Below are 19,626 nucleotides of genomic sequence, written 5' to 3'. Positions count from 1 at the left end.
CCCGCGATCGTACTCCGGCAATGTCCACTCTCGACGCAGGGTCGGGCGACCTCGCGCCGGCTCGGCGACCATCGCCGACCCACAGCGTGGTGCTGGCCGAGCCCGAGGTGCTCCGGTTCGTCGATGTCGGCTCGCCCCTGCTGTAGCACCGAGCCCGCCACTCCGCTCTGGCCGGTGACCAGAACGAGGTGGGGCGGCGGCCCGCCGTCTGACCGCCGGGTCAGCTGCCACACGGCACCGAACGGCGTGCGCGGGTCCGTATCCCGAAGCGCGCACGCCGAACGTGTTTACCTGAGCCAGGTGTTCCGTCTTACGAGCGGGCTCGCCGCCCACCGAAGACCGAATCCCAGCGTGGTTCCGGCGCCGAGTAGGGCCAGGACGGCCAGGACCGCGGCGTAGATGAGGTGGTCGTCCATGAACGGGTTGCTGTCCGGCGGCAGGACGGCGGTCCACATCATGACGGTCAGCAGCCCGCCCGCGGCCGCGGCGATGCGCAGGGCGACGCCAAGGAGCAGGGCTACGCCGATGCCGAGCAGGGCCGCCATGAACAGCACGTCGACAGCGACGTTGCCGGCGATCGAGTGGTAGAAACCGGAGAACGGGCCGGCCGCGGCCTTACCGAGGAACCCGGCGGTAGGGCTGCCACCGTCCAGCCACGAATCGGCGGCGGCAGTGCCGCGACCGAGGCCGAACAGTTTGTCGAGGAACGCCCAGAGGAAGACCCAACCCAGGGCTAGGCGAATGCCGGCGAGCAGATACCGCGTCGCGGTGGCCGTGCGTCCGGTCACCGTGAAGGCGTTGTCCGGTACGACGGGAGGCCTCGGTTGGTGCCGTGCGGCGTGTTCCGGCCGTTCGGTCGTGATCGAGGGAGGGGAGTCGTGGCTCTGGGCGATGTTGACCATCGCACTCACATACCTTCGGGTGTTAATGACGCATGTTCCGCGGCGCGTCCAGCGCGACAACGGATGGTTCGGAGAACGGCTGCTGCCTACTCAGGGCGGTAGCCCTGTTCCTGAACGGTCTTCGAAGCCCTCTGCGGACACATCTGCCACAGCAGGATCTGTGTCTGGTGGGGAGGTCGACGGCGGCGGGCTCAACGGCCACCGGGGCCCGGGCGACGCCTCTCACCGTACGCGCATTTCGTGGGGCCCGCACGGCTGCTGAACGGCAGCCCATCGGTGGACGCCCTCGCCCGGGTTCCGCGGTCAGCTCCTACGAGCTGCTGGCGGAGGAGCGGAACGACTGATCCGGGTGGGACGGTGCTGGTGGTCAGTAGACCGTCACCGGGTGCCGGACGACACCGTCGAACAGGTAGCCGAGAGCATTGGAGCGCGCATGGTCCGGCTGGCTCACCCCGGTGACGTCGGTGGCCCGAGCCCGCAGGGTCCACCGGCCGGGCCGCGGCGGGCGCCAGCACGCCGTCCAGCGCTGCCAGACGCCGCCCTCGTCGGCGGGGTGGAGATCGGCGGGTTGCCAGGTCGCTGCGTCGTCGGTGCTGATGTCGACCGCGCGGACTGGGCCGTTGCCGGACCAGGACCGGCCGGCGATCAGCAGTTGCTCGCAGCTCGGAACGCGGACGTCCCACGGCAGCTCGAAGGCGCTCTTGACCACCGGGGTCGTCACGATCCGTCCGCCGACCGGATGGCCGGGCCCGAACATCCGGTAGAACCGGGTGTTCCACGGCGAGGAGAGGGGTGTGGCGGAGACCTCGATCGGGCCGACCCACTTGATTGAGGAGATGCCGATCCAGCCCGGCACCACCACCCGCACCGGGAAGCCGTGGTCGACCGGCAGCGTCTCCCCGTTCATCTCGTACGCCAGCAGCACGTCGTCGAGGGCCTTGGCGATCGGGATCGGGCGGCGGACCCGGCCGAGATTCTCCCCGCCGGTCACGAAGTCCGGGTCCAGGCCCTCGGGCTGCACGTCGATCGCGTCGTCGGTCAGCCCGGCGTGGCGCAGGACGGTCGACAGGCCCACGCCGCGCCAGCGCGCCACCCCCACCGCGCCGAGACCCCACGGCACCCCCGGTGTGCGGTGGGCCTGCTGGGAGGTGAAGAGGCGGCGGCCGTTGCCCGCGCACTCCAGCAGGGCCGGGGTCTCCTCGGCGGGCATCGCCCGCAGGTCGCCGTAGTCGAACTCGACCGGGTCGTCGCGGGTCGGTGAGCCCCGCAGGCCGGTGCCGAACAGGCGCAGACGCCACGTGTCCACGTCCAGCAGCGGACTGCGGGTGTGGTTGCGGACGAAGAACCGGTCGGTGGGGACCACGAAGCCCTGCCCCGCCATGGCCTCCCACCGCATCTCGGCGTTGCCTTCGCGGACGGTGAGCAGCCGTGGGGGCAGCGGCTTGGCGATCGTCGCGTCCGTGCGGGACGGGAGGGGGAGAGTCACCCGGTCCTCCCTGCGACTCGTTGTTGGCAAGTCCTATTGAATCAATAGGACTTGCGGTCTGGCCAGCCAGGCTCCGACCTCGGAGGGTCGCGAGGCCCGTTCGGGCCTGTTCGGGCCTGTTCGAGGTGGTTCCGGCAGGTGGCGCGGTCGTCCAGGCTGAGGCCGGAGCCGGGTGCTCCAGTGACAGTCAACGGCAGGGAGAGATCGATGAAGTTGCTCAGAACGCTGGCCATCTCGGGAGCCATGGTCGCGGCGCTCGTGACGGGTGCGGCGGCACCGGCGAGTGCCGACGCCGTCTCCAGCAACGCCTACGGGTCGGCCTATTTCCAGAGCTCCGGGGACTACATCACGCTCACCCACTACACCTACGACCCCTACCCGGGCTACTACGCCTCCTACGCCGAGTGGTACACCGACTACGGCCGCACCGGATTCTGCGGCGACAACACCGGTGGCCGGATCGGGTGCAACGAGGACGTGGCGGAGAAGCGGTGGATCAGCATCCGCGTCTGCACCCGCTACGGCGTCTTCAACAGCGTCACGTGCGGAAACTGGGAGACCTCCCGCACCTGACCTGCTCGGGATCCGGACGGTGACAGCCGCGCCCGCCTCACCGGAGCGTGGCTGTCACCGGTGGACCACGCCGTTCTGGTACGCCCAGACGACGGTCTGCAGCCGATCCCGTGCACCGATCTTCGCCATGGCGCGACCGAGGTGCGACTTGACAGTGCTGGTCTCGATGAAGAGCTGCTCGGCGATCTCGACGTTCGACAGGCCCTGCGCGAGCAGCTCCACGATCTCGGTCTCCCGCGCGGTCAGCTGGTGCGCCGCCGCCGCGTCCGAGCGGGGAGCGGGCGTACGCCTGGCGAACTCCGAGATCACCCGACGGGTGACGGCCTGGTCGACGAGCCCGTACCCGCTCGCCAGGCGACGGATGGCCTCGATCAGGTCCTCGGGCTCACAGTCCTTGAGGATGAACCCGCTGGCGCCGGACTCCAACGCGCCGAAGACGTACTCGTCGAGGTCGAACGTCGTCACGACCAGCACCGCCGGTGGCGTCCCGGTCGCCTCGGCGACGATCTGCCGGGTCGCGGTGAGCCCGTCGCCGTGCGGCATCCGGACGTCCATGCAGATGACGTCCGGTTGCAGCCGGCGGGCCAGCTCGACGGCGGCGGACCCGTTCGACGCCTCCGCCACGACCTCGATCTCGCCGGCCTGCTTCAGGATGACGCGGAAGCCGGCGCGAACGACCGCCTGGTCGTCGACGAGCATCACTCTGATCATGCTGGTGCCTCTTCCTTCCGCCGGGATGCGGCGGGGCCGTTCGTCGGGAGTGTCGCGGCGACCGACCAGCCACCGGCCGGCGTCGGGCCGGCGGTGAACGTCGCCCCGATCAACTGTGCGCGCTCACGCATGCCCACCAGGCCGACGCCACCGGTCCGTGCCGCCGGTACGCGTCGCGTCGCGGCGGGTCCGTTCACCACCTCCAGCGACACCGAGCGGGGCTCGAAGCGGAGCACCACCCGCGCCGCAGCGCCCGGGGCGTGCTGGCGGGCGTTGCTGAGCGACTCCTGCGCGATCCGGTAGAGCGCCACGTCGGCGATCGGCGACACCTCGCGCTGCTCGCCCTCCCGGACGAACTCCACCGGGCCGGCAAGGTTGCCCGCGGTGCGGACGAGATCGTCGAGCATTCCCAGCCCCGGCACCGGGGCGGCACCGTCGCCGCCCTCGTGCCCGGGCCTGCCGCGCAGCACACCGACGACCAGCCGCAGGTTGTCCAGGGTCTCCTTGCCCTGGCTGCGAATCCAGGCCACACCGGCCTTCGCGGCCGCCGGGTCCCGGTCGATCAGCCGCTCGACCGCCGCTGCCTGCACGACCATGCCGGAAAGGTGGTGCGCGGCCACGTCGTGCAACTCTCTGGCCATCCGGGAGCGCTCCGCGCCGATCGCCGCCTGGACCTTCGTCCGCTGCTCCCGGATCGCCTCGTCCGCCCGCACCCGGACCAACTCGACGTAGCGCCGGTAGGTGGCCACGTAGCCGCCGACGAAGGTCGCGCCGGCGTAGGTCAGGGCGCTCGCCGAGACGTACGCGATGGCCGTCAGCAGATCCGGGGTCACCACGACGGCCGCCCCGATCGACTCCACCACCACGACCGCGCTGACGGCCAGCAGCGCAGGCCGAACCGGCAGCAACGACCCGACGGTGTACGCCACGACGAACGGTGCGAGGCCCCGGATGGTCGCCTCGGGCAGGGAGAAGCCGATGATGGGCAGTTGGAGGCCGACGACGAGCGCGAGGCAGAGCAGCGGCCGGACCCGACGCAGGCACAGCAGCATCGCCTGCGCGCAGCAGATGGGGACGAGCAGCCAGGCCCGCGCCGGGTCGAACGACACCCCGTCCTCCGGTGCCACGAACCAGAACAGCCCGGCGAACAGGACGAACGTCAGGACGGTCAGCACCGCGGCCAGCAGGCAGTCCCGTGGGAACACTCCGGTCACCCCGAGCCGGGTGAGCCGTCCGTCGAGCCACTTCGTCAGTCGTGGTGTGCCGGGTGCGGTGTCGGCGTGGTCCCTCATGGGGTGCGCATCCTTGCTCCGGATCGTCCCGGGTCGGCGGGTCAGTAGGAGATGCTAGGCGCGAGCAGGTGGAACTCCACGGCGAACCAGCCCGCGCCGGCGAGAGCGACCAGGATCAGGCCGCTGGCGGTGATCCGTCGCCAGCCCAGGTGGCGTCGCACGTCGTCGATCAGCCGGACCGCGGCGGGCAGTACTCCGAGCAGACCGACCAGTTGCAGCACCTGGATGGTGCGCAGGACGGGCCCGGGAACGTCCTGGAGGCTCATGATGCTGCCGATGCTCAGCACCCAGCCGGCGAACGCGAGCAGCGTGCCGGCGACGGCGAGGCGGCTCAGGATCCGCGCGGTGCGCCCCGCCCGCTCCCGAGGAGCGCGGCCCAGCCGACGGCGGACGATCGCGCCGACCGGCCAGGACAGGACGGCGAGCAGCAGCACGACGGTGGACAGGGCCAGCACCGGAACGGCCACCGCCCAGGCGCGGGCGGGCTCGACGGGCAGCAACGCGAACGCGGAGTCGAAACTGATCGCCTCGACCCGGTCGTCGGTCGCCCGCATGGCGATCGTGCGCTGCCCGCCGACCTCGCGCCAGACCCAGGGCGCCACCTCCTCGTAGAGGGCGGGGGAGTCCGACAGCGGGCCCGGCTCCACCAGCAAGCGGTCACCGTCGGCGACGCTGACAGTGGTCCGACCGACCAGACCGATCGCCGTCAGGAAGTTGCTCTGAATCGCTCGCGAGGACTCGTACGTGCCGGCGGCCAGCGCGGCGTGCTTGGCGGTGGTCGCCGGGTCCACGCCGGCCGTCGGCTGGTCGTCGCGGGCGGGGAAGTAGCGGTCGGCGAAGCCGTTCACGATCGACTCGCGCAGTTCGTTGCTGTCCAGGGCGCCGGAGCCGTTGCTGTTGAGGGACAGGAAGATGCCGGCCCGGTCGTCGGGGTAGATCTGCAGGTGGGAGTGGAAGTACTTGGTGTCGCCGCCGTGGCCGAGGATCCGGTGACCGTTGCGGTCCTCGGCGAAGAATCCGAGGGTCATCCGCGGCCCGTCGGCCAGCGTGCCCAACGACGTCGCGTCGAGTGCCGGCCGCTGCATCAGCTCACGGGTCGGTTGGTCCAGCAGGGGCGCGAAGCCCACCGGCTCGCCGAGCTGGGCGAGCATGAATCGCGCCATGTCCGTCGCCGGGGCGCTCAGCGCACCGGGCGGGGGCGTGCCGACGATCTCGAACGGCGCGGCGGGCCCGGCGGAGGTGTCGTACCCGTTGGACATCCGGTCGCGCAGCGCCGCCGGGAGGGGCTGCGCGAAGGTCGACGACGGCATGCCCGCGCGGTCCAGAATGTTGCGTTGGACGTACTCCTCGAAGCGCGTCCCGCTGACGCGTTCGACGATGTAGCCGGCGAGCGCGTTGCTGTAGTTGGAGTACGCGGGGACGGTGCCGGGCTGGTAGATCTGCTCCGGTGGATCGGTCATCAGGGCCCTACGCAGGTTCAGGTTTCCGCCGTCGGTGCCGATGAGGCCCGCGATCCGCTCCTCGAAGCCGGCGGTGTGCGTCAGAAGGTGCCGCAGGGTGACGGCCCGCTCGTAGCGCAGCGGCAGTTCGAAGTCGAGGTACGTCGTGACGTCGGTGTCAAGGTCGAGCTTCCCGCTCTGTACGAGTTGCAGCACCGCGGTGGCGGTGACGAGCTTCGACACCGATCCCATCCGGAACAGATGCCGGTCCGGGTCGACCGGTACGGCCGCGTTCCCGCCGGCGCCGGTGTCGGCGTAGCCGTACCCCCGCGTTGTGAGGATCTTGCCGTTGTTCACGACGGCGACCGTGGCTCCCGCGATGTCGGTACGGTCGAGCGCGGCCGGGAGCAGGCCGTCGAGCCAGGCGTTGACGTCGGCGCCCGTCAGGGCGGAACCCGCCCCGCTCGCGGGTGCCGCCGGAGCGTCGATGGGTGGTGTGGGGTTGTGCTGCGGCGCGCCACAGCCGGCGGCGCTCACGGCGAGGACGACAGCGGTCGCCAGCACCGCGCCGAGTCGGACGAGAGGCCGGGCGCTTCGGGGTGAACCGGGTGCGTGAAGCGGAAGAGAGCGCATCGTCTGCCAGTGCCTTTCCTGGCGAACGGGTGTCCGGAGCAGGTCCGTGCGGCGTCACCCGATGCCTTGGAGACAAGCCTGTTCGAGCGATCGCCCTCCGCCATCTGGCGCAGGACGGCACTACGTCTACGACCTGAGGAGGAAGCGGGTACGCCGAGAAGTGCCGCCGTCGCCCCGTACGCGATCTGCGGGTTTGCCCACCGATCGGGGGACATCGTTTGACATGTGTGGCGAGCACATCTTTGATGGTCGATGTGTCTGTTCGGCGTGGTCGGGCGCTTCGTCGTCCGGGTGGGCCGGTCGATGCCCTGAGCCTGGAGGACGGATGCGAGTCATCGCGCGGAGAAACCCACCCCGCCCACGACGGCGGCTGTTGCCGGTGGCGATGGCGGCGGTGACGCTGCTGAGCCTGGCCGTCGGTGTGCCGGCGGCCGCCGCGGCGCCGTCGACCGTCGTCGGCGTGGCCAGCGGTCGTTGCCTGGACGTGGTCGGCAACGTCAGGACCGCCGGTGCCGGCATCAACATCTACGACTGCAACGGCCAGGCCAACCAGGCGTGGACCTTCACCTCAAGTGGTGAGCTGCGGGTCTACGACGACACGATGTGCCTGGACGTGGTCGGCCAGGACACCACCGCCCCGGCCGCGCTGCAGATCAACGGTTGCACCGGCGGCGCCAACCAACGCTGGCGGATCACCAGCTCCGGGACGATCGTCGGGGTCCAGTCCGGCCTGTGCCTGGACGTGACCGGCGCGGGCACCGCCAACAGCACCACCGTCGGCCTATGGACCTGCAACGGGCAGTCCAACCAGCGGTGGACGACGTCCCTCGGCAGCGCCGACAGTCAGCCGCCGACCGCGCCGGGCAGCCCACGGGTCAGTGGCCTGACCTGCAACTCGGTGACGTTCGCGTGGAACGCCTCGACGGACAACGTCGCGGTGGCCTTCTACGACATCTACCACGACGGCCAACTGATGACGTCGGTGAGCGGCACGACGCTCTCCACCAACCTCACAGTGGTGCCCGGGGCGACCTGGGGCCTGTACGTCAACGCCCGCGACGCCGCCGGCAACGTGTCGCAGGCGAGCGCCACCGTGTCGATCACTCCGCCGCCCTGTCAGGCCGACGGTCAGCCACCGACGGCGCCGCAACAGCTCACCGGCACCGCGTCGGGCACCACCGTGACGCTGCGCTGGACCGCGTCGACCGACAACATCGGGGTGCGGGCGTACGACGTCTACCGGGCCGGCGCGAAGGTGGGAACGGTCACCGGCGCGCCGCCGGCGACCACGTTCACCGACAGCGGTCTGGCGGCGAACACCTCCTACCAGTACTACGTGGTGGCTCGGGACGCGCAGGACAACGCCTCGTCGCGCAGCGGCACCGCGACGGTGACCACCGGCGCGGCGTGCGCCAACCCGGTGTGCGGGGTGCGGCAGGTCACCACCGACACCGACATCCCGTGGGGTCTGGTGACGTTGCCGGACGGCAGCGTGCTCTACAACCGCCGCGACGCGCACGACATCATCCAGCTCAACCCGACCACCGGGGCCAAGACCAACCTGGGCACGGTGCCGAACGTGCAGAGCACCGACGGTGAGGGTGGCCTGTTGGGGCTCGCCATCTCGGCCAGCTACTCCAGCGACCGCTGGCTGTACATCATGCACACCTCGCCGAGCGACAACCGCGTCGTCCGGATCAGGCTGGAGAACGGGCGACTCAACACCGCCAGCGAGCAGGTCCTCCTCAGCGGCATCCGGCGTAACAAGTACCACGACGGTGGTCGCCTGCGGTTCGGCCCGGACGGCAAGCTGTACGCCAGCACCGGCGACGCCCAGAACGGCAACTACGCCCAGGACCGGTCCAGCCTCGAAGGCAAGATCCTGCGGCTCAACCCGGACGGCACCGTCCCCTCGGACAACCCGTTCGGCAACTACGTGTGGAGCTACGGCCACCGCAACCCGCAGGGGCTGGCGTTCGACTCGCAGGGCCGGCTGTGGGAGCAGGAGTTCGGCAACTCGGTCATGGACGAGACCAACCTGATCACCAAGGGTGGCAACTACGGCTGGCCGGCATGCGAGGGCACCAGTGGCGCCTGCGGTACGGCCGGGTTCATCGCGCCGGCGCGCACCTATCCCACCGCCGAAGGGTCCTGCTCCGGCATCACGATCGTGCGCGACGCGCTCTACGTGGCCTGCGCCCGGGGCGCTCGGATGTACCGCGCGGTGATCAGCGGCAGCAGCCTGACGAACGTGCAGACGTACTTCAGTGGCACCTACGGTCGGTTGCGGACGGTGGAGCCGGCTCCCGACGGGGGGCTGTGGCTGACCACCACAAACGTCGGTGACAAGGACAGCACCCCGAACAACAGCAACGAGAGGATCCTGCACGTCACGCTCGGCAACTAGGCCCTGATCGCTGTGCAGTACGGGTGATGGGGCTGGAGAGCGGGATACCGCTGAGGGATGGATATTCCTCAGCGGTATCCCGCCGATGAGTGCGACACGGTCCGGGGACTCCCGGACCCGGTCGGGCGGCACGCCCTCAGTCGCTGGTCAGGAGCACGAGTTGCTGGGTGGCCCGGGTCATCGCGACGTAACGGTCGACCGCCCCCGAGATGCCGGTGCCGAACGTTTCCGGGTCGACGAGGACGACCAGGTCGAACTCCAGCCCCTTGGCCTGCTCCGGGCTCAGTGACCGGACCCGGGCGGTGGGCGGGAGCGTCGGGTCGCCGATGACGCAGGCGATCCCGTCGGCGTGCGCGGCGAGCCAGGTGTCGAGGATCGACGGCAGGTCGGCGACCGATCCGTGGACGACGGGAAGTCCGTTGCCACGAATGGAGGTCGGCACGTTGGCGTCGGGGAGCACGGCCCGGATGACCGGTTCGGCCTCCGCCATGACCTCCGCTGGCGTCCGGTAGTTGATGCTCAACGAGGCCACTGTGACCCGGTCGAGCCCGACCCGCTTGAGGCGTTCCGGCCACGACTCGGTGAACCCGTGCCGGGCCTGGGCGCGGTCTCCCACAATGGTGAAGCTGCGTGACGGGCAGCGCGCCAGCAGCATCTGCCACTGGGCGTCGGTCAGCTCCTGGGCCTCGTCCACGACGATGTGCGCGAACGGGCCGGCCAGCAGGTCCGGGTCGGCGTCCGGCAGCGCGGACTCGTCGACCAGGACGTCGCGCAGGTCGGGTTGGCGCAGCATCGCCAGCAGACCCTCGCCGTCGTCGTAGGTGTCGGCGGCGAGCAGCTCGTCGACGACCCGGGCCATGTGCTCGCGTTCGACAGCGGCGGCCGGGTCACGCCGACGGGTGCGTCCCGACCGCTCCGCGTCGCCGAGTCGCTGCCGCGCCGCGTCGAGCAGCGGCAGATCTGACACGGTCCAGGCCCGGGGCTCGTCGCGTTGCAGCTTGCGGACCTCCTCGGCACTGAGCCACGGCGCGCACCTGCGCAGGTACGCGGGCACCGACCACAGGTCACCCACGAGATCGGCCGCGTCGAGCAACGGCCAGGCGCGGTTGACCGTCGCCCGCAGCTCCCGGTTACGCAGGAGCGAGTCGCGGAGCACGTCGTCCGGCTCCTCGCCGTCGTACCGGTCGATGAGGATGGTGAGCAGCTCCTCCCAGATCTCCTCGCGCGCCTCGTTGTGCGGGGTGCCCGGACCCGGCGCCTGGAACGCGTCGGCCCAGTCGTCGGCGCTCAGGCGGACGTCGGAGTCGCCGACCGTGATCGTCGCCGGGGCGGTCGGTGGGTCCTCGTAGAACCGGACGGCCGCGTCGATCGCCCGGACCAGTTCGGCCGAGGACTTCAGCCGGGCCACGTCCGGGTCGGTGTCGGCGGCTGCGGTGGAACCCTCGGGGACGAGGTCGCGCAGGGTGCAGGTCTGCACGTCCTCCTCTCCGAGGCTGGGCAGGACGTCGGCGACGTAGGCCAGGTAGGGCTGGTGCGGTCCCACGAAGAGCACCCCACCCCGGCGCTGACCGAGGCGTGGGTCGGAGTAGAGCAGGTACGCGGTGCGGTGCAGGGCGACGACGGTCTTGCCGGTGCCCGGACCGCCGTCGACCACGAGGGCACCGGCCGATCCCGCCCGGATGATGGCGTCCTGGTCCGCCTGGATCGTGCTGAGCACGTCGCGCATCCGGGCCGACCGGGCGCTGCCCAGACTGGCGATGAAGGCGGACTGGTCGTCGAGCGCGACGGCGTGCCCCACGAACCCGTCCGGGGTGAACACCTCGTCCCAGTAGTCGCTGATCCGGCCGCGGGTCCAGCGGTACCGGCGGCGGCTCGCCAGGCCCATCGGCTTGGCGTGGGTCGCGCCGAAGAACGGCTCGGCGGCGGGTGAGCGCCAGTCGAGCAGCAGCCGCCGGCCGGTGCTGTCGGTGAGACCGCGACGTCCGACGTACACCGGCTCCGGGTTGTCCGCCTCGACCACGTGGCCGAGGCACAGGTCCAGTCCGTAGCGGCTCAGCGAGCGCAGGCGGGCGGTCAGCCGGCGGACCTCCTCGTCCCGGTCGACGGCCTGCCGGCCCTTGCCTCCGGGCGCCCGGCGGGCGGCGTCCAGACGGTCGGACAGCTCGGCGCTCAGCTGCGCGAGGCCCTGCGTCATGGCCTCGAAGTGCCGCTCGTCGTGGGCGATGAGCGCCGGGTCGGCCTTGGCGGCGAGGTGATCGGGAAGTTCGAACACGGAGGTAGGCAAGGAATCCAATTCATGACTTCCATTTCGGCAGAATTTGGCCTCGGCCGACGATTCTGCGTCATAAACGGGGTCTTGCCGCAAGCCCCCCAGTGCGGTATAAGTTAGAAGTGGCGGGAGACCAGGTGTCTCCCGTTTTCCGCGTTCAGGGCACGTCGAGGACCTCGCGGCCGAGGGGCCAGAACGCGGCCGGGACGAGCTTGAAGTTGGCGATGCCGAACGGGATCCCGATGATCGTGACGCAGAGGGCGATGCCCGCGAGGATGTGGGAGAGCGCCAGCCACCATCCGGCCAGCACCACCCAGAGGATGTTCGCCAGGCCGGAGCCGACGCCCGCGCCCGGCTTGGGCACCAGGGTGCGGCCGAAGGGCCACAGCGAGTAGACCGCGAGGCGCAGCGACGCGACGCCGAACGGGATGGTGATGACCAGGACGAAGCAGATCAGTGCGGCGATGCCGTAGCCGACCGCCAGCACGAGGCCACCGCCGAAGACGAGCCACAGCACATTCAGTACGAAACGAATCATTACTCCAGCATGAAACATGCTCGCCACCCGGTCGGTTCGCCCCGTTCCCTCAGCGGGGAACGGCCACCGCGTGGCCCTCGGGGAGGGTCCTTTCGCCACCGTCGGACAACTGGGCGAGGGCGTCGTCGCGGCTGTCGAAGATCGGGAAAGCCCCGTCCAGACGCATGGTGTGCAGGACGGTGCGGATGAATCGCGACGGCGCGGCGAGGCAGAGCGTGACACCGCGTTCGCGAGCATCACGATGGGCGCGGACGAGCAGACCGAGGCCGGTCGAGTCGATGATGTGCACCCGGCTCAGGTCCACCACGACGTGCCCGCCCACCTCGGCCACGTGCCGCAGCGCCGTACGCAGGTTGTCGCCGGTGTCGAGGTCGATGTCACCCGTGGCGGCGATTACTGTCGTGCCGTCGAGGTGGTCGATGCCGAGGATGCCGCCGGGGCCGTGGTCGTCGCGCGACGCGTGGCCACCGGTCGAGGCGGGCAGGAGGCTGCAGTGCGGGCAGCGGTGCGGCCCGGTGGCGAAGGGGGAACCGCTCCAACCGTGCTCGGCCACCAGGGTCCACACGACCTCGGCGTCGGGGAGCACGCAGGCGGTGCCGCGGATGGTCTCGCCGCAGGTGTCGCAGATGAGGGTCATCAGATACTCGTCCGGGACGACGGTCATGCTGCTGGTCCTTCCTCGCTCACGATCGGGAGCACCTGATCCAGGCGGGTGATGTGCAGGATGCGCCGAACCCGGGGGCTCGCACCGCGGACGGTGAGGGCCGCGTCGACGCGAGTCAGCCGCCGGTGCACGTCGAGCAGCAGGCCGATGGCGGCGGCGTCGAGGTGCTGGCAGTCGGACAGGTCGAGCACGACCTGTGCGGGACGCAGCGCCAGCAGTCGGTCGAACACCGCGCCGACCTCCGGCAGACAGGCCAGATCGAGTTCGGTGACGCGAACCTCGACCAGCGGCAGCGTGTACCTCGCGGGCAGCACCGGCGTCGCCATTGCCGTACCCCCTCTCCGTCGCCCCTCGCTCCCTCTCCACCGTGCTGGGCGGGGTTGGCGGTCACTGCAAGGCTCTGTGACAGTTGTGTGACAAAACCGCCGGCTGGCGGGCACGGTTGGCCGCCCGGCGGTCGGCCGAGGATGATTCCGGGATGACGGCCGTACTGGTGATCGAGGACGACGACCGCATCCGGCTCGCGCTGCTGCTCGCACTCGAGGACGAGGGCTACGACGCCCTCGGCGCGGCCACGGCCGAGGAGGGCCTGCGCGCCCAACGTCACCACCCGGCCGACTACGTGCTCGTCGACCTGATGCTGCCCGGCCTCGACGGCTTCGAGTGCATCCGGCAGCTGCGCCGTGACGACGACGTCCCGATCGTGGTGGTCAGCGCCCGCGACGGCACCGACGACATCGTCGCCGCTCTCGAAGCCGGCGCCGACGACTACGTGGTCAAACCCGTGGCCATCCGGGAGCTGACCGCCCGCCTGCGGGCTCTGCGCCGCCGCGCCCGGCCGGTGGTCACGACCTCGACGCCGGAGCCCGTGCCGGCGGTCGCCTTCGGGGAGTTGGAGATCAGTCCGGAGGCGGGGGAGGTGCGTTGCGCCGGCCGACAGGTCACTGTCACCCGCACCGAGTTCCGGCTGCTCTGCGAGCTGGCCGAGCACGCCGGTCGGGTGCTGTCCCGCCAGCAGTTGCTGCAACGGGTCTGGGGCTACGACAGCGGCGACGAACGGCTCGTCGACGTGCACGTCGGTCGCCTGCGGCAGAAGATCGAGCCGGATCCGGCGAACCCCCGGCACCTGGTCACCCTGCGGGGCCTGGGCTACAAGCTGCAACGATGAGACGCCTCGGACTGCGCACCCGGGTGACTGCCGCGTTCGCCGTCGGCGCGCTTCTGCTCTCGGCGTCGATGGCCCTGATCTCCTACGAGTTGACCCGCCGCTCCCTGCTCGACGACCGCGAACGCATCGCCCTGAGGGCCGCCTACTTCGACGCGGCCGTGGTGCATGCCGGCCTCGACACCGACACCCCGGACGTGGTGGAGGTGCTCCGGTCGTTGGACACCGGCGGAAGCCGTCGACCGGTGCTGCACCTCAACGGCGAGTGGTACGCGCGAGCCGCCGATCCCGGCACCACTGCCGCCATCCCCACCGAACTGCTGCGGGTCGTCTCCGCCGGGGAGCCGGCCGTGCAGCGTGTCCGCGTCGACGGGCAACCCGCCCTGGTGGTCGGGGTGCCGCTGTCCGCGTCCGCGACCTACTTCGAGGTCAACTCGCTGCGCGAGCTGGAGCAGACCTTCCGGGTGCTGGCCCTCGCGCTGACCAGCGTCGCGGTGCTGGTCGCCGGGTCCGGCGCCACCCTCGCCTGGTACGCCACCCGGCACGGGTTACGGCCGCTGACAGCGGTCGCCGACGCGGCCGAGAAGATCGCCGCCGGTGACTTCACAGCCCGGCTCGACCCGGCCACCGACAGTGACCTCACCCGCCTCTCCTCGTCGTTCAACCAGATGGTCGACCGCCTCGCCCTGCGCATCGAACGGGACCGCCGGTTCGCCGCCGACGTCAGCCACGAACTGCGTTCCCCGTTGCAGACCCTCGCGGCGGCGGCCAGCGTCCTGGCCCGCCGCCGGGAACACCAGGACGAACGGACGGCCACCGCCGCCGGGCTCGTCGCCGACGAGATCGACCGTTTTCAACGGCTCGTCAACGACCTGATCGACCTGGCCCGCAGTGACCAGCCGGCCCACCGTGCCCCGGTGGACGTGGTGGAGCTGGCCCGGGAGGCCTGCGACGCGTACGACCTGCCGGGCACCCTCGTCCGCCTGGCACCGGACGTGCCCCCGACGTGGCAGGTCGAGCGGCGGCGGATCGCCCAGGTCCTGGCGAACCTGCTCGACAACGCCGTCACCTACGGTGGTGGCCCGGTGGCGGTTCGCCTGGACCGGGACGGGGACAGCGGCGTCATCGAGGTCGACGATGACGGTCCGGGCGTTCCCGTCGAGGACCGCGAGGCGATCTTCGACCGGTTCGTCCGGGGGCGAGCAGCCCACACCCGTGGCGCCGGTGACGGCACCGGCCTGGGACTGGCGTTGGTAGCCCAGCACGCCGCCGCGCACGCGGGCCAGGTGACGGTCGCCGACCGTCCGGGCGGGGGCGCCTGTTTCCGGGTCACCCTGCCGGGGAGCCTGTCGTGAGGCACCGTCGTCTCGTCCCGTTGGTCCTCGCTGTGCTGCTGACCGGATGTGGCATCCCCACCGACGACACCCCACGCACGGTGCCGCCCCCACGAGGGCCGCTGAGCAGCGCCGCTCCCGCCGACACCACCGCGCCGGCCGGTAGTGCCGCCGAGACCCTCTGCCTGGTCCGGGACAACCGCATCGTCCCCGTGGTCCGGCGGGTCGACAGCGCACCCACCATTGCGGACCAGTTGCGGCATCTGCTCGCCGGGCCCAGCGGGGCCGAACGGGGCAGCGATCTGACCAGCGCGTTGCCCGGGGCGGTCAACGCCGCCCGCGCGACAGTGACCGGCACGCAGGCCCTCGTCACCGTGGACGAGCCCGCAGAGGTGGGCGGTCGCAGCGACGAGGTCCTCGCCTTCGGGCAGATCGTCTGCACTCTCACCAGCCGCGAGGACGTCTCCACAGTGGCCTTCCTGCGCGACGGCAAGGCTCTCGGCGTGCCCCGGGCCGACGGCTCCCTGTCCAGCAGGCCACTCACCCGCGGCGACTACGCCCCCCTCATCAGCGACCGCTGAGCGCGCGCACCGGGCGGACGTACACCCCGACGTCGACGGGGCGGTCGTGCGGCAAGCGACGACCGTTGCGCGGTGGCGCGTCTCGGGGTCGCTCCGTGGAAGACCTGAGACGAAAGCCAGGGCGACCCGAGGGAACCTCCCGGAGGTCGGCCGGGGTCGGCGGCCACATGCTGGCTGGCATGAAACGCGCTGCGCTCTACGTCATCGCCGGACCGGTCGGCATCGTGGCCTACGGCCTGGTCCGGCTGTGGGCAAGATCCGACGGGGTGTACGGCCCCGGGCTCGACTGGCAGGCCGCCCACCTGGTCGCTCTCGCCGGCATGGTGTGCTTCGTCCCGGGTGTGCTCGTGCTGTCCCGCCTGCTGCCCCGCAGTCCGTGGCGCACCGGGGTGGTGGCCGCCACGTTGGTCGGCCTCGCCGCGACGATGGTGCAGTTCGGTGCGGACATCGTCGAGGGCCTGCTGGCCGAGGACCGGGCGGAGATGTCCCGGCTCGGTGCGGAATTCAAGGACATCCCCGGCGTGGAGGTGGCCTTCTACGATGTCGTACCCCAGTTCTTCTTCCTCGGGTTGCTCCTCCTCACGGGCATGCTCGCCGCCCGACGACGGCTGCCGTGGTGGAGTGTGCCGCTGCTCCTCGCCGGCATCGTCCTGCCGGCGGTCACCCTCGACCTGCTTCCCATCGGCGGCCTGTGCATGGCGCTGGCGTTGGCCCCGGTGCTGCCGCTGGTGCGACAGCAGGGCGAGTCTGCCGGATCGCCCGTCGCCATCCACTGAGGATTCGGGGTGGCGCCGACGCCGTCGGACCGGCGCCACCCTTCGAACCGCTACTTCAGAGCGAGGGTGCGGGCGTCGGCGGCGATGACGCTGGCGACCTCGGCCGGCACCAGCTTGCCGGCCTGCCGGTCGGCGTAGGTGGCCAGCTCGGCGTACTGGGCGTGCGCCAGCTTGATGGTCATCGCGGTGGCGGCGGCCGGGTCCGCGCCCGAGGTGAGGATCAGGTAGCCGAGGCCGGCCTGGCTCACCGTCACGGTGAAGGTGCCGGTCGCGGTGGCGGTGCCCTCGGGCCCGGTCGCCTCGGTGGTGATGGTGTGCCGGCCGGCGGTCAGCTTGGCGAGGTCGAGCTTGCGCCCGGCGGCCGACTTCTTACCGTCCAGCGTCACGGTGACGGTGTCCGCGTTGGTCGCGGCGACCGCGATCACCGGGGACTGCGCCCGGTCCAGTCGAGCCCCGTTGGCCGGCGAGGTGATCTGCACGGTCGGGTCGGCGGAGGCCCGCTGGACGAACGCCGAGTTCCAGCCGACCAGCTCCGCCGCGCGGTTGGTGATGATCGCGTCGGTGCCGATCCGCTCCAGCCGCTGCCACAGGCCGGCGGAGTCCATCGTCCAGGCCATCACGGCGACCCCGGCGGTGTGCAGCGGGGCGACGACCTCCGGCTTGGCCAACAGAGCGTTGCCGTCCGGGTTGTACGCGGTCAGGTGCAGCTCCTTCGCGATCGCCACCGGGTCGGCGTCCAGGGTGCTGCGGAGCAGGCCGAGCGGCAGCTCGGGGGCGATCTCGTAGGTGTACTTCAGGGCGTCGACCTCGAAGCTCTGGATGAAGACCCGGCCCATCATCTGCTCGTCCCGGATCACCTGGATGATCGTGGCGACCTCGTCCCGGCTGTGCCTGCCCTTGATCTCCACCAGCAGGTTGCCGCCCCGCGTCCGCAGGTCGGCGAGCTGCTCCGCGAGGGTGGGGACCCGCTCGCCGACGTACTGCGGGCCGAACCAGGAGCCGGCGTCGAGGGCCTTGATCTGCGCGGCGGTCAGGTCCCGGATGTTGCCGGTGCCGTCGGTGGTCCGGTCGACGGTGCCGTCGTGCAGGATGAACGGGATGCCGTCCTTGCTCGGCTGGACGTCGTTCTCGATCCAGTCGGCCCCGCCCTTGCGGGCGATCTCCTGGGCGACGAGGGTGTTCTCCGGTGCGGCGGCGGACGCGCCCCGGTGGGCGATAACGGTGAACGGGCTGCCCTCGGGGCGCAGGTAGCCGTTCGGCGCCAGCTCGGTGACGGTGACGTCGTCGTACGACACGGTCGCACCGTTGACGAAGAGCCCCTGGACGCCGTCGGCGGAACGCTGGAGGCTGCTGGTCCGCATCGCCTCCCGCCCGTCGAAGATCCAGCGGGCCTGGTTGCCGTGCACCTCGACGGCGACGCGCACGTCCCGGCCGGTGCCGGCGGCGGACGGGGCGGAGGCGGTGTTCGTCACGACCCAGGCGTTGGCCGTGGTCCGCTGGGCGAATTCGAGCCCGTTGGCGGCGGTGGTGCCGCTGCGCATGGTGGCGATCCACCAGGGGGTCGCGCCGTTGGCGGGCACGTCGATGCCGAGCGAGGCCCAGCGGGTGGCGGCCGAGACCGACTCGAAGCGCATGGTGGCCTCGAGGCGGAAGTCGTTCAGGTGCCGACCGAAAGTGATCTTGTTGTTCTCGCTGGAGCTGGCGGAGGTTCCGTACAGTCGGCCGTTCTCGACCTTCCAGGTGCCGTCGACCGCGTGCCAACCGGCGGGCAGCGACCCGGCCGAGAAGTTCTCCGAGACGACGACGCTGCCCGGCTCGGCGGTGGCGGGTGACGAGGTCCCGACGGCGACCGCGACGGCAGCGCCGGTGACGGCGAGAGCGGCGACGGAGGCGGCGGCCCGGGTACCCAGGGCGCCGAGGCGTGACCCGGCGCGGCGAGGCGACGGTGATGCGGGTAGGACAGTCATGGTCGCGACGGTACGAAGCGCGCCCGAACTGATGATCAATCAAGCATGGCTGCCGCCGGAACGCCGGATGTACCGCGCTCGATCGGGGCGTCCCGGGTTGGTCAGTTCGGCAGGCCGGAGCAGGCGACCCCGTCGATCGTGCACGCCTTGGGGGCGGAACCGGTCAACGAGCCGTTGACCCGGAACGCCACCCGGACGGAGGCGCTGCCAGGCACCTGACCGGTGTTCGGGTCCGGCACGAACGTCCACACCGCACCGTCCCGGCTGGCCTGCGCCCCCTCGACCCCGCTGATCCCCAGCGACTCTCGCGGCAGGGTGACGACCAGCGTCCACCCCGGGGCCGGGACCGAGCCGGGATTGCTGATCGTCACGGTCGCGCCGTAGCTGAGCAGGGCATTGTCCGTGATGGCGAAGTCCGCGCCCAGGGCCGCCGGGGTGGGTTCGGCGGTAGCGCCGGTCGGCGTGGGCCTGGTCGACGACGTGACGGCCGGTGGGGCCGAGGTGGCCGAGGCGGGCGGGGAAGCGGGCACCGCGGGGCTGGTGACCGCCGGTCGCGCCTGCCCGCGGGGGCTACCGGACGGCGACGCGCCCACCTGCTCGACCGACGGCGGCGGGTCGAGGGTCACCGGCGTCAGCTTCTCCGGCGTACGCAGCACCCCGACGACGGACACGGCCGTCGCGATCAGCACCCCGAGCGCCGCGACGACGGCCACCCAGGTGGCCCGCGAGACGTCCTCCCGACCGGTGAGCACCCGCCGTGCGGCCGTGACGAGGGCCACGACCCGATCCAGCAGGATGATCGCCACGGTACGGCGTGGCTGGGGTGGTGTTGCCGGCACTGCCAGTCTCTCCTTCAGTTCGTCGCCGGGTGCGCGCCCACGACCCGTCC

18 protein-coding genes are annotated in these 19,626 nt (G+C 71.3%); 7 read left to right on the top strand and 11 right to left on the bottom strand.

Annotation, left to right across the window (positions count from 1 at the left end; genetic code table 11):
* Positions 1-20 precede the first annotated feature (20 nt).
* Complete coding sequence (locus ABTW72_RS00810) at positions 21-146, top strand: hypothetical protein (RefSeq protein WP_350852396.1); 126 nt, start codon at positions 21-23, stop codon at positions 144-146.
* Between the two features lie 141 nt (positions 147-287).
* Here the strand turns inward: ABTW72_RS00810 and ABTW72_RS00805 are convergent, their stop codons facing one another.
* Complete coding sequence (locus tag ABTW72_RS00805; protein ID WP_350852393.1) at positions 288-902, bottom strand: DoxX family protein; 615 nt, start codon at positions 900-902, stop codon at positions 288-290.
* Between the two features lie 367 nt (positions 903-1,269).
* Positions 1,270-2,388, bottom strand: a complete 1,119-nt coding sequence (locus ABTW72_RS00800; protein ID WP_350852390.1) for a sulfite oxidase — start codon at positions 2,386-2,388, stop codon at positions 1,270-1,272.
* Between the two features lie 207 nt (positions 2,389-2,595).
* Here ABTW72_RS00800 and ABTW72_RS00795 point away from each other — a divergent pair, with 207 nt between their 5' ends.
* Positions 2,596-2,961 carry a hypothetical protein gene (locus ABTW72_RS00795; protein WP_350852387.1) on the top strand — a complete coding sequence of 122 codons (366 nt, stop codon included), beginning with the start codon at positions 2,596-2,598 and terminating at the stop codon, positions 2,959-2,961.
* A 54-nt stretch (positions 2,962-3,015) separates the two neighbouring features.
* On the opposite strand, the gene ABTW72_RS00790 is transcribed toward ABTW72_RS00795, so the two are convergent.
* The 3 genes from ABTW72_RS00790 to ABTW72_RS00780 are packed head-to-tail and all read right to left on the bottom strand — an operon-like array spanning position 3,016 to position 6,967.
* Positions 3,016-3,672: a response regulator gene (locus tag ABTW72_RS00790; RefSeq protein WP_350852385.1), complete on the bottom strand. Its 657-nt coding sequence runs from the start codon at positions 3,670-3,672 to the stop codon at positions 3,016-3,018.
* Positions 3,669-4,964 (bottom strand): sensor histidine kinase, encoded by a 1,296-nt coding sequence (locus ABTW72_RS00785; protein WP_350852382.1) that lies wholly within the window; start codon positions 4,962-4,964, stop codon positions 3,669-3,671. Before ABTW72_RS00785 ends, ABTW72_RS00790 begins: the two co-directional genes overlap by 4 nt.
* A 41-nt stretch (positions 4,965-5,005) precedes the next feature.
* Entirely contained in the window at positions 5,006-6,967 is a 1,962-nt protein-coding gene (locus tag ABTW72_RS00780) for a serine hydrolase domain-containing protein (protein WP_350852380.1), read from the bottom strand.
* Between the two features lie 394 nt (positions 6,968-7,361).
* On the opposite strand from ABTW72_RS00780, the gene ABTW72_RS00775 reads away from it, so the two are divergent.
* Positions 7,362-9,443, top strand: a complete 2,082-nt coding sequence (locus ABTW72_RS00775) for a PQQ-dependent sugar dehydrogenase (RefSeq protein ID WP_350852377.1) — start codon at positions 7,362-7,364, stop codon at positions 9,441-9,443.
* A 136-nt stretch (positions 9,444-9,579) separates the two neighbouring features.
* On the opposite strand, the gene helR is transcribed toward ABTW72_RS00775, so the two are convergent.
* The 4 genes from helR to ABTW72_RS00755 all read right to left on the bottom strand — a co-directional run bounded on the left by helR (position 9,580) and on the right by ABTW72_RS00755 (position 13,240).
* The gene (helR, locus tag ABTW72_RS00770) at positions 9,580-11,715 is read right to left on the bottom strand and encodes an RNA polymerase recycling motor ATPase HelR (RefSeq protein WP_350852375.1); all 2,136 of its coding nucleotides are present in this window, start codon (positions 11,713-11,715) and stop codon (positions 9,580-9,582) included.
* Positions 11,716-11,869: 154 nt separating this feature from the next.
* Positions 11,870-12,250, bottom strand: a complete 381-nt coding sequence (locus ABTW72_RS00765) for a YccF domain-containing protein (protein ID WP_181541254.1) — start codon at positions 12,248-12,250, stop codon at positions 11,870-11,872.
* A gap of 49 nt (positions 12,251-12,299) precedes the next feature.
* Positions 12,300-12,914, bottom strand: coding sequence for an STAS domain-containing protein (locus tag ABTW72_RS00760; RefSeq protein WP_350852372.1), 615 nt, complete (start codon positions 12,912-12,914; stop codon positions 12,300-12,302).
* Positions 12,911-13,240, bottom strand: coding sequence for an STAS domain-containing protein (locus ABTW72_RS00755; protein ID WP_350852369.1), 330 nt, complete (start codon positions 13,238-13,240; stop codon positions 12,911-12,913). The genes ABTW72_RS00760 and ABTW72_RS00755 overlap by 4 nt, the downstream gene beginning before the upstream one ends.
* 152 nt (positions 13,241-13,392) lie before the next feature.
* Here ABTW72_RS00755 and ABTW72_RS00750 point away from each other — a divergent pair, with 152 nt between their 5' ends.
* The 4 genes from ABTW72_RS00750 (at position 13,393) to ABTW72_RS00735 (ending at position 16,770) form a co-directional block, all read left to right on the top strand.
* Positions 13,393-14,082 (top strand): response regulator transcription factor, encoded by a 690-nt coding sequence (locus ABTW72_RS00750; RefSeq protein WP_350852366.1) that lies wholly within the window; start codon positions 13,393-13,395, stop codon positions 14,080-14,082.
* On the top strand, positions 14,079-15,434 hold the full coding sequence (locus tag ABTW72_RS00745) for a sensor histidine kinase (protein ID WP_350852363.1): 1,356 nt from the start codon (positions 14,079-14,081) through the stop codon (positions 15,432-15,434). The genes ABTW72_RS00750 and ABTW72_RS00745 overlap by 4 nt, the downstream gene beginning before the upstream one ends.
* The gene (locus tag ABTW72_RS00740) at positions 15,431-15,994 is read left to right on the top strand and encodes a GerMN domain-containing protein (RefSeq protein WP_350852360.1); all 564 of its coding nucleotides are present in this window, start codon (positions 15,431-15,433) and stop codon (positions 15,992-15,994) included. The genes ABTW72_RS00745 and ABTW72_RS00740 overlap by 4 nt, the downstream gene beginning before the upstream one ends.
* Before the next feature lie 179 nt (positions 15,995-16,173).
* A complete protein-coding gene (locus ABTW72_RS00735; protein WP_350852357.1) occupies positions 16,174-16,770 on the top strand; it encodes a hypothetical protein in 597 nt (198 codons plus the stop codon).
* 50 nt (positions 16,771-16,820) lie between these two features.
* Here the strand turns inward: ABTW72_RS00735 and ABTW72_RS00730 are convergent, their stop codons facing one another.
* Complete coding sequence (locus ABTW72_RS00730) at positions 16,821-18,737, bottom strand: glycerophosphodiester phosphodiesterase (RefSeq protein ID WP_350852354.1); 1,917 nt, start codon at positions 18,735-18,737, stop codon at positions 16,821-16,823.
* A gap of 101 nt (positions 18,738-18,838) precedes the next feature.
* A complete protein-coding gene (locus ABTW72_RS00725) occupies positions 18,839-19,576 on the bottom strand; it encodes a cellulose binding domain-containing protein (protein ID WP_350852351.1) in 738 nt (245 codons plus the stop codon).
* Positions 19,577-19,626: the final 50 nt, after the last annotated feature.

The organism is Micromonospora sp. NPDC127501 (assembly GCF_040302185.1).
Lineage (GTDB): Bacteria > Actinomycetota > Actinomycetes > Mycobacteriales > Micromonosporaceae > Micromonospora.
This window is presented reverse-complemented; position numbering and strand designations above follow the sequence as displayed.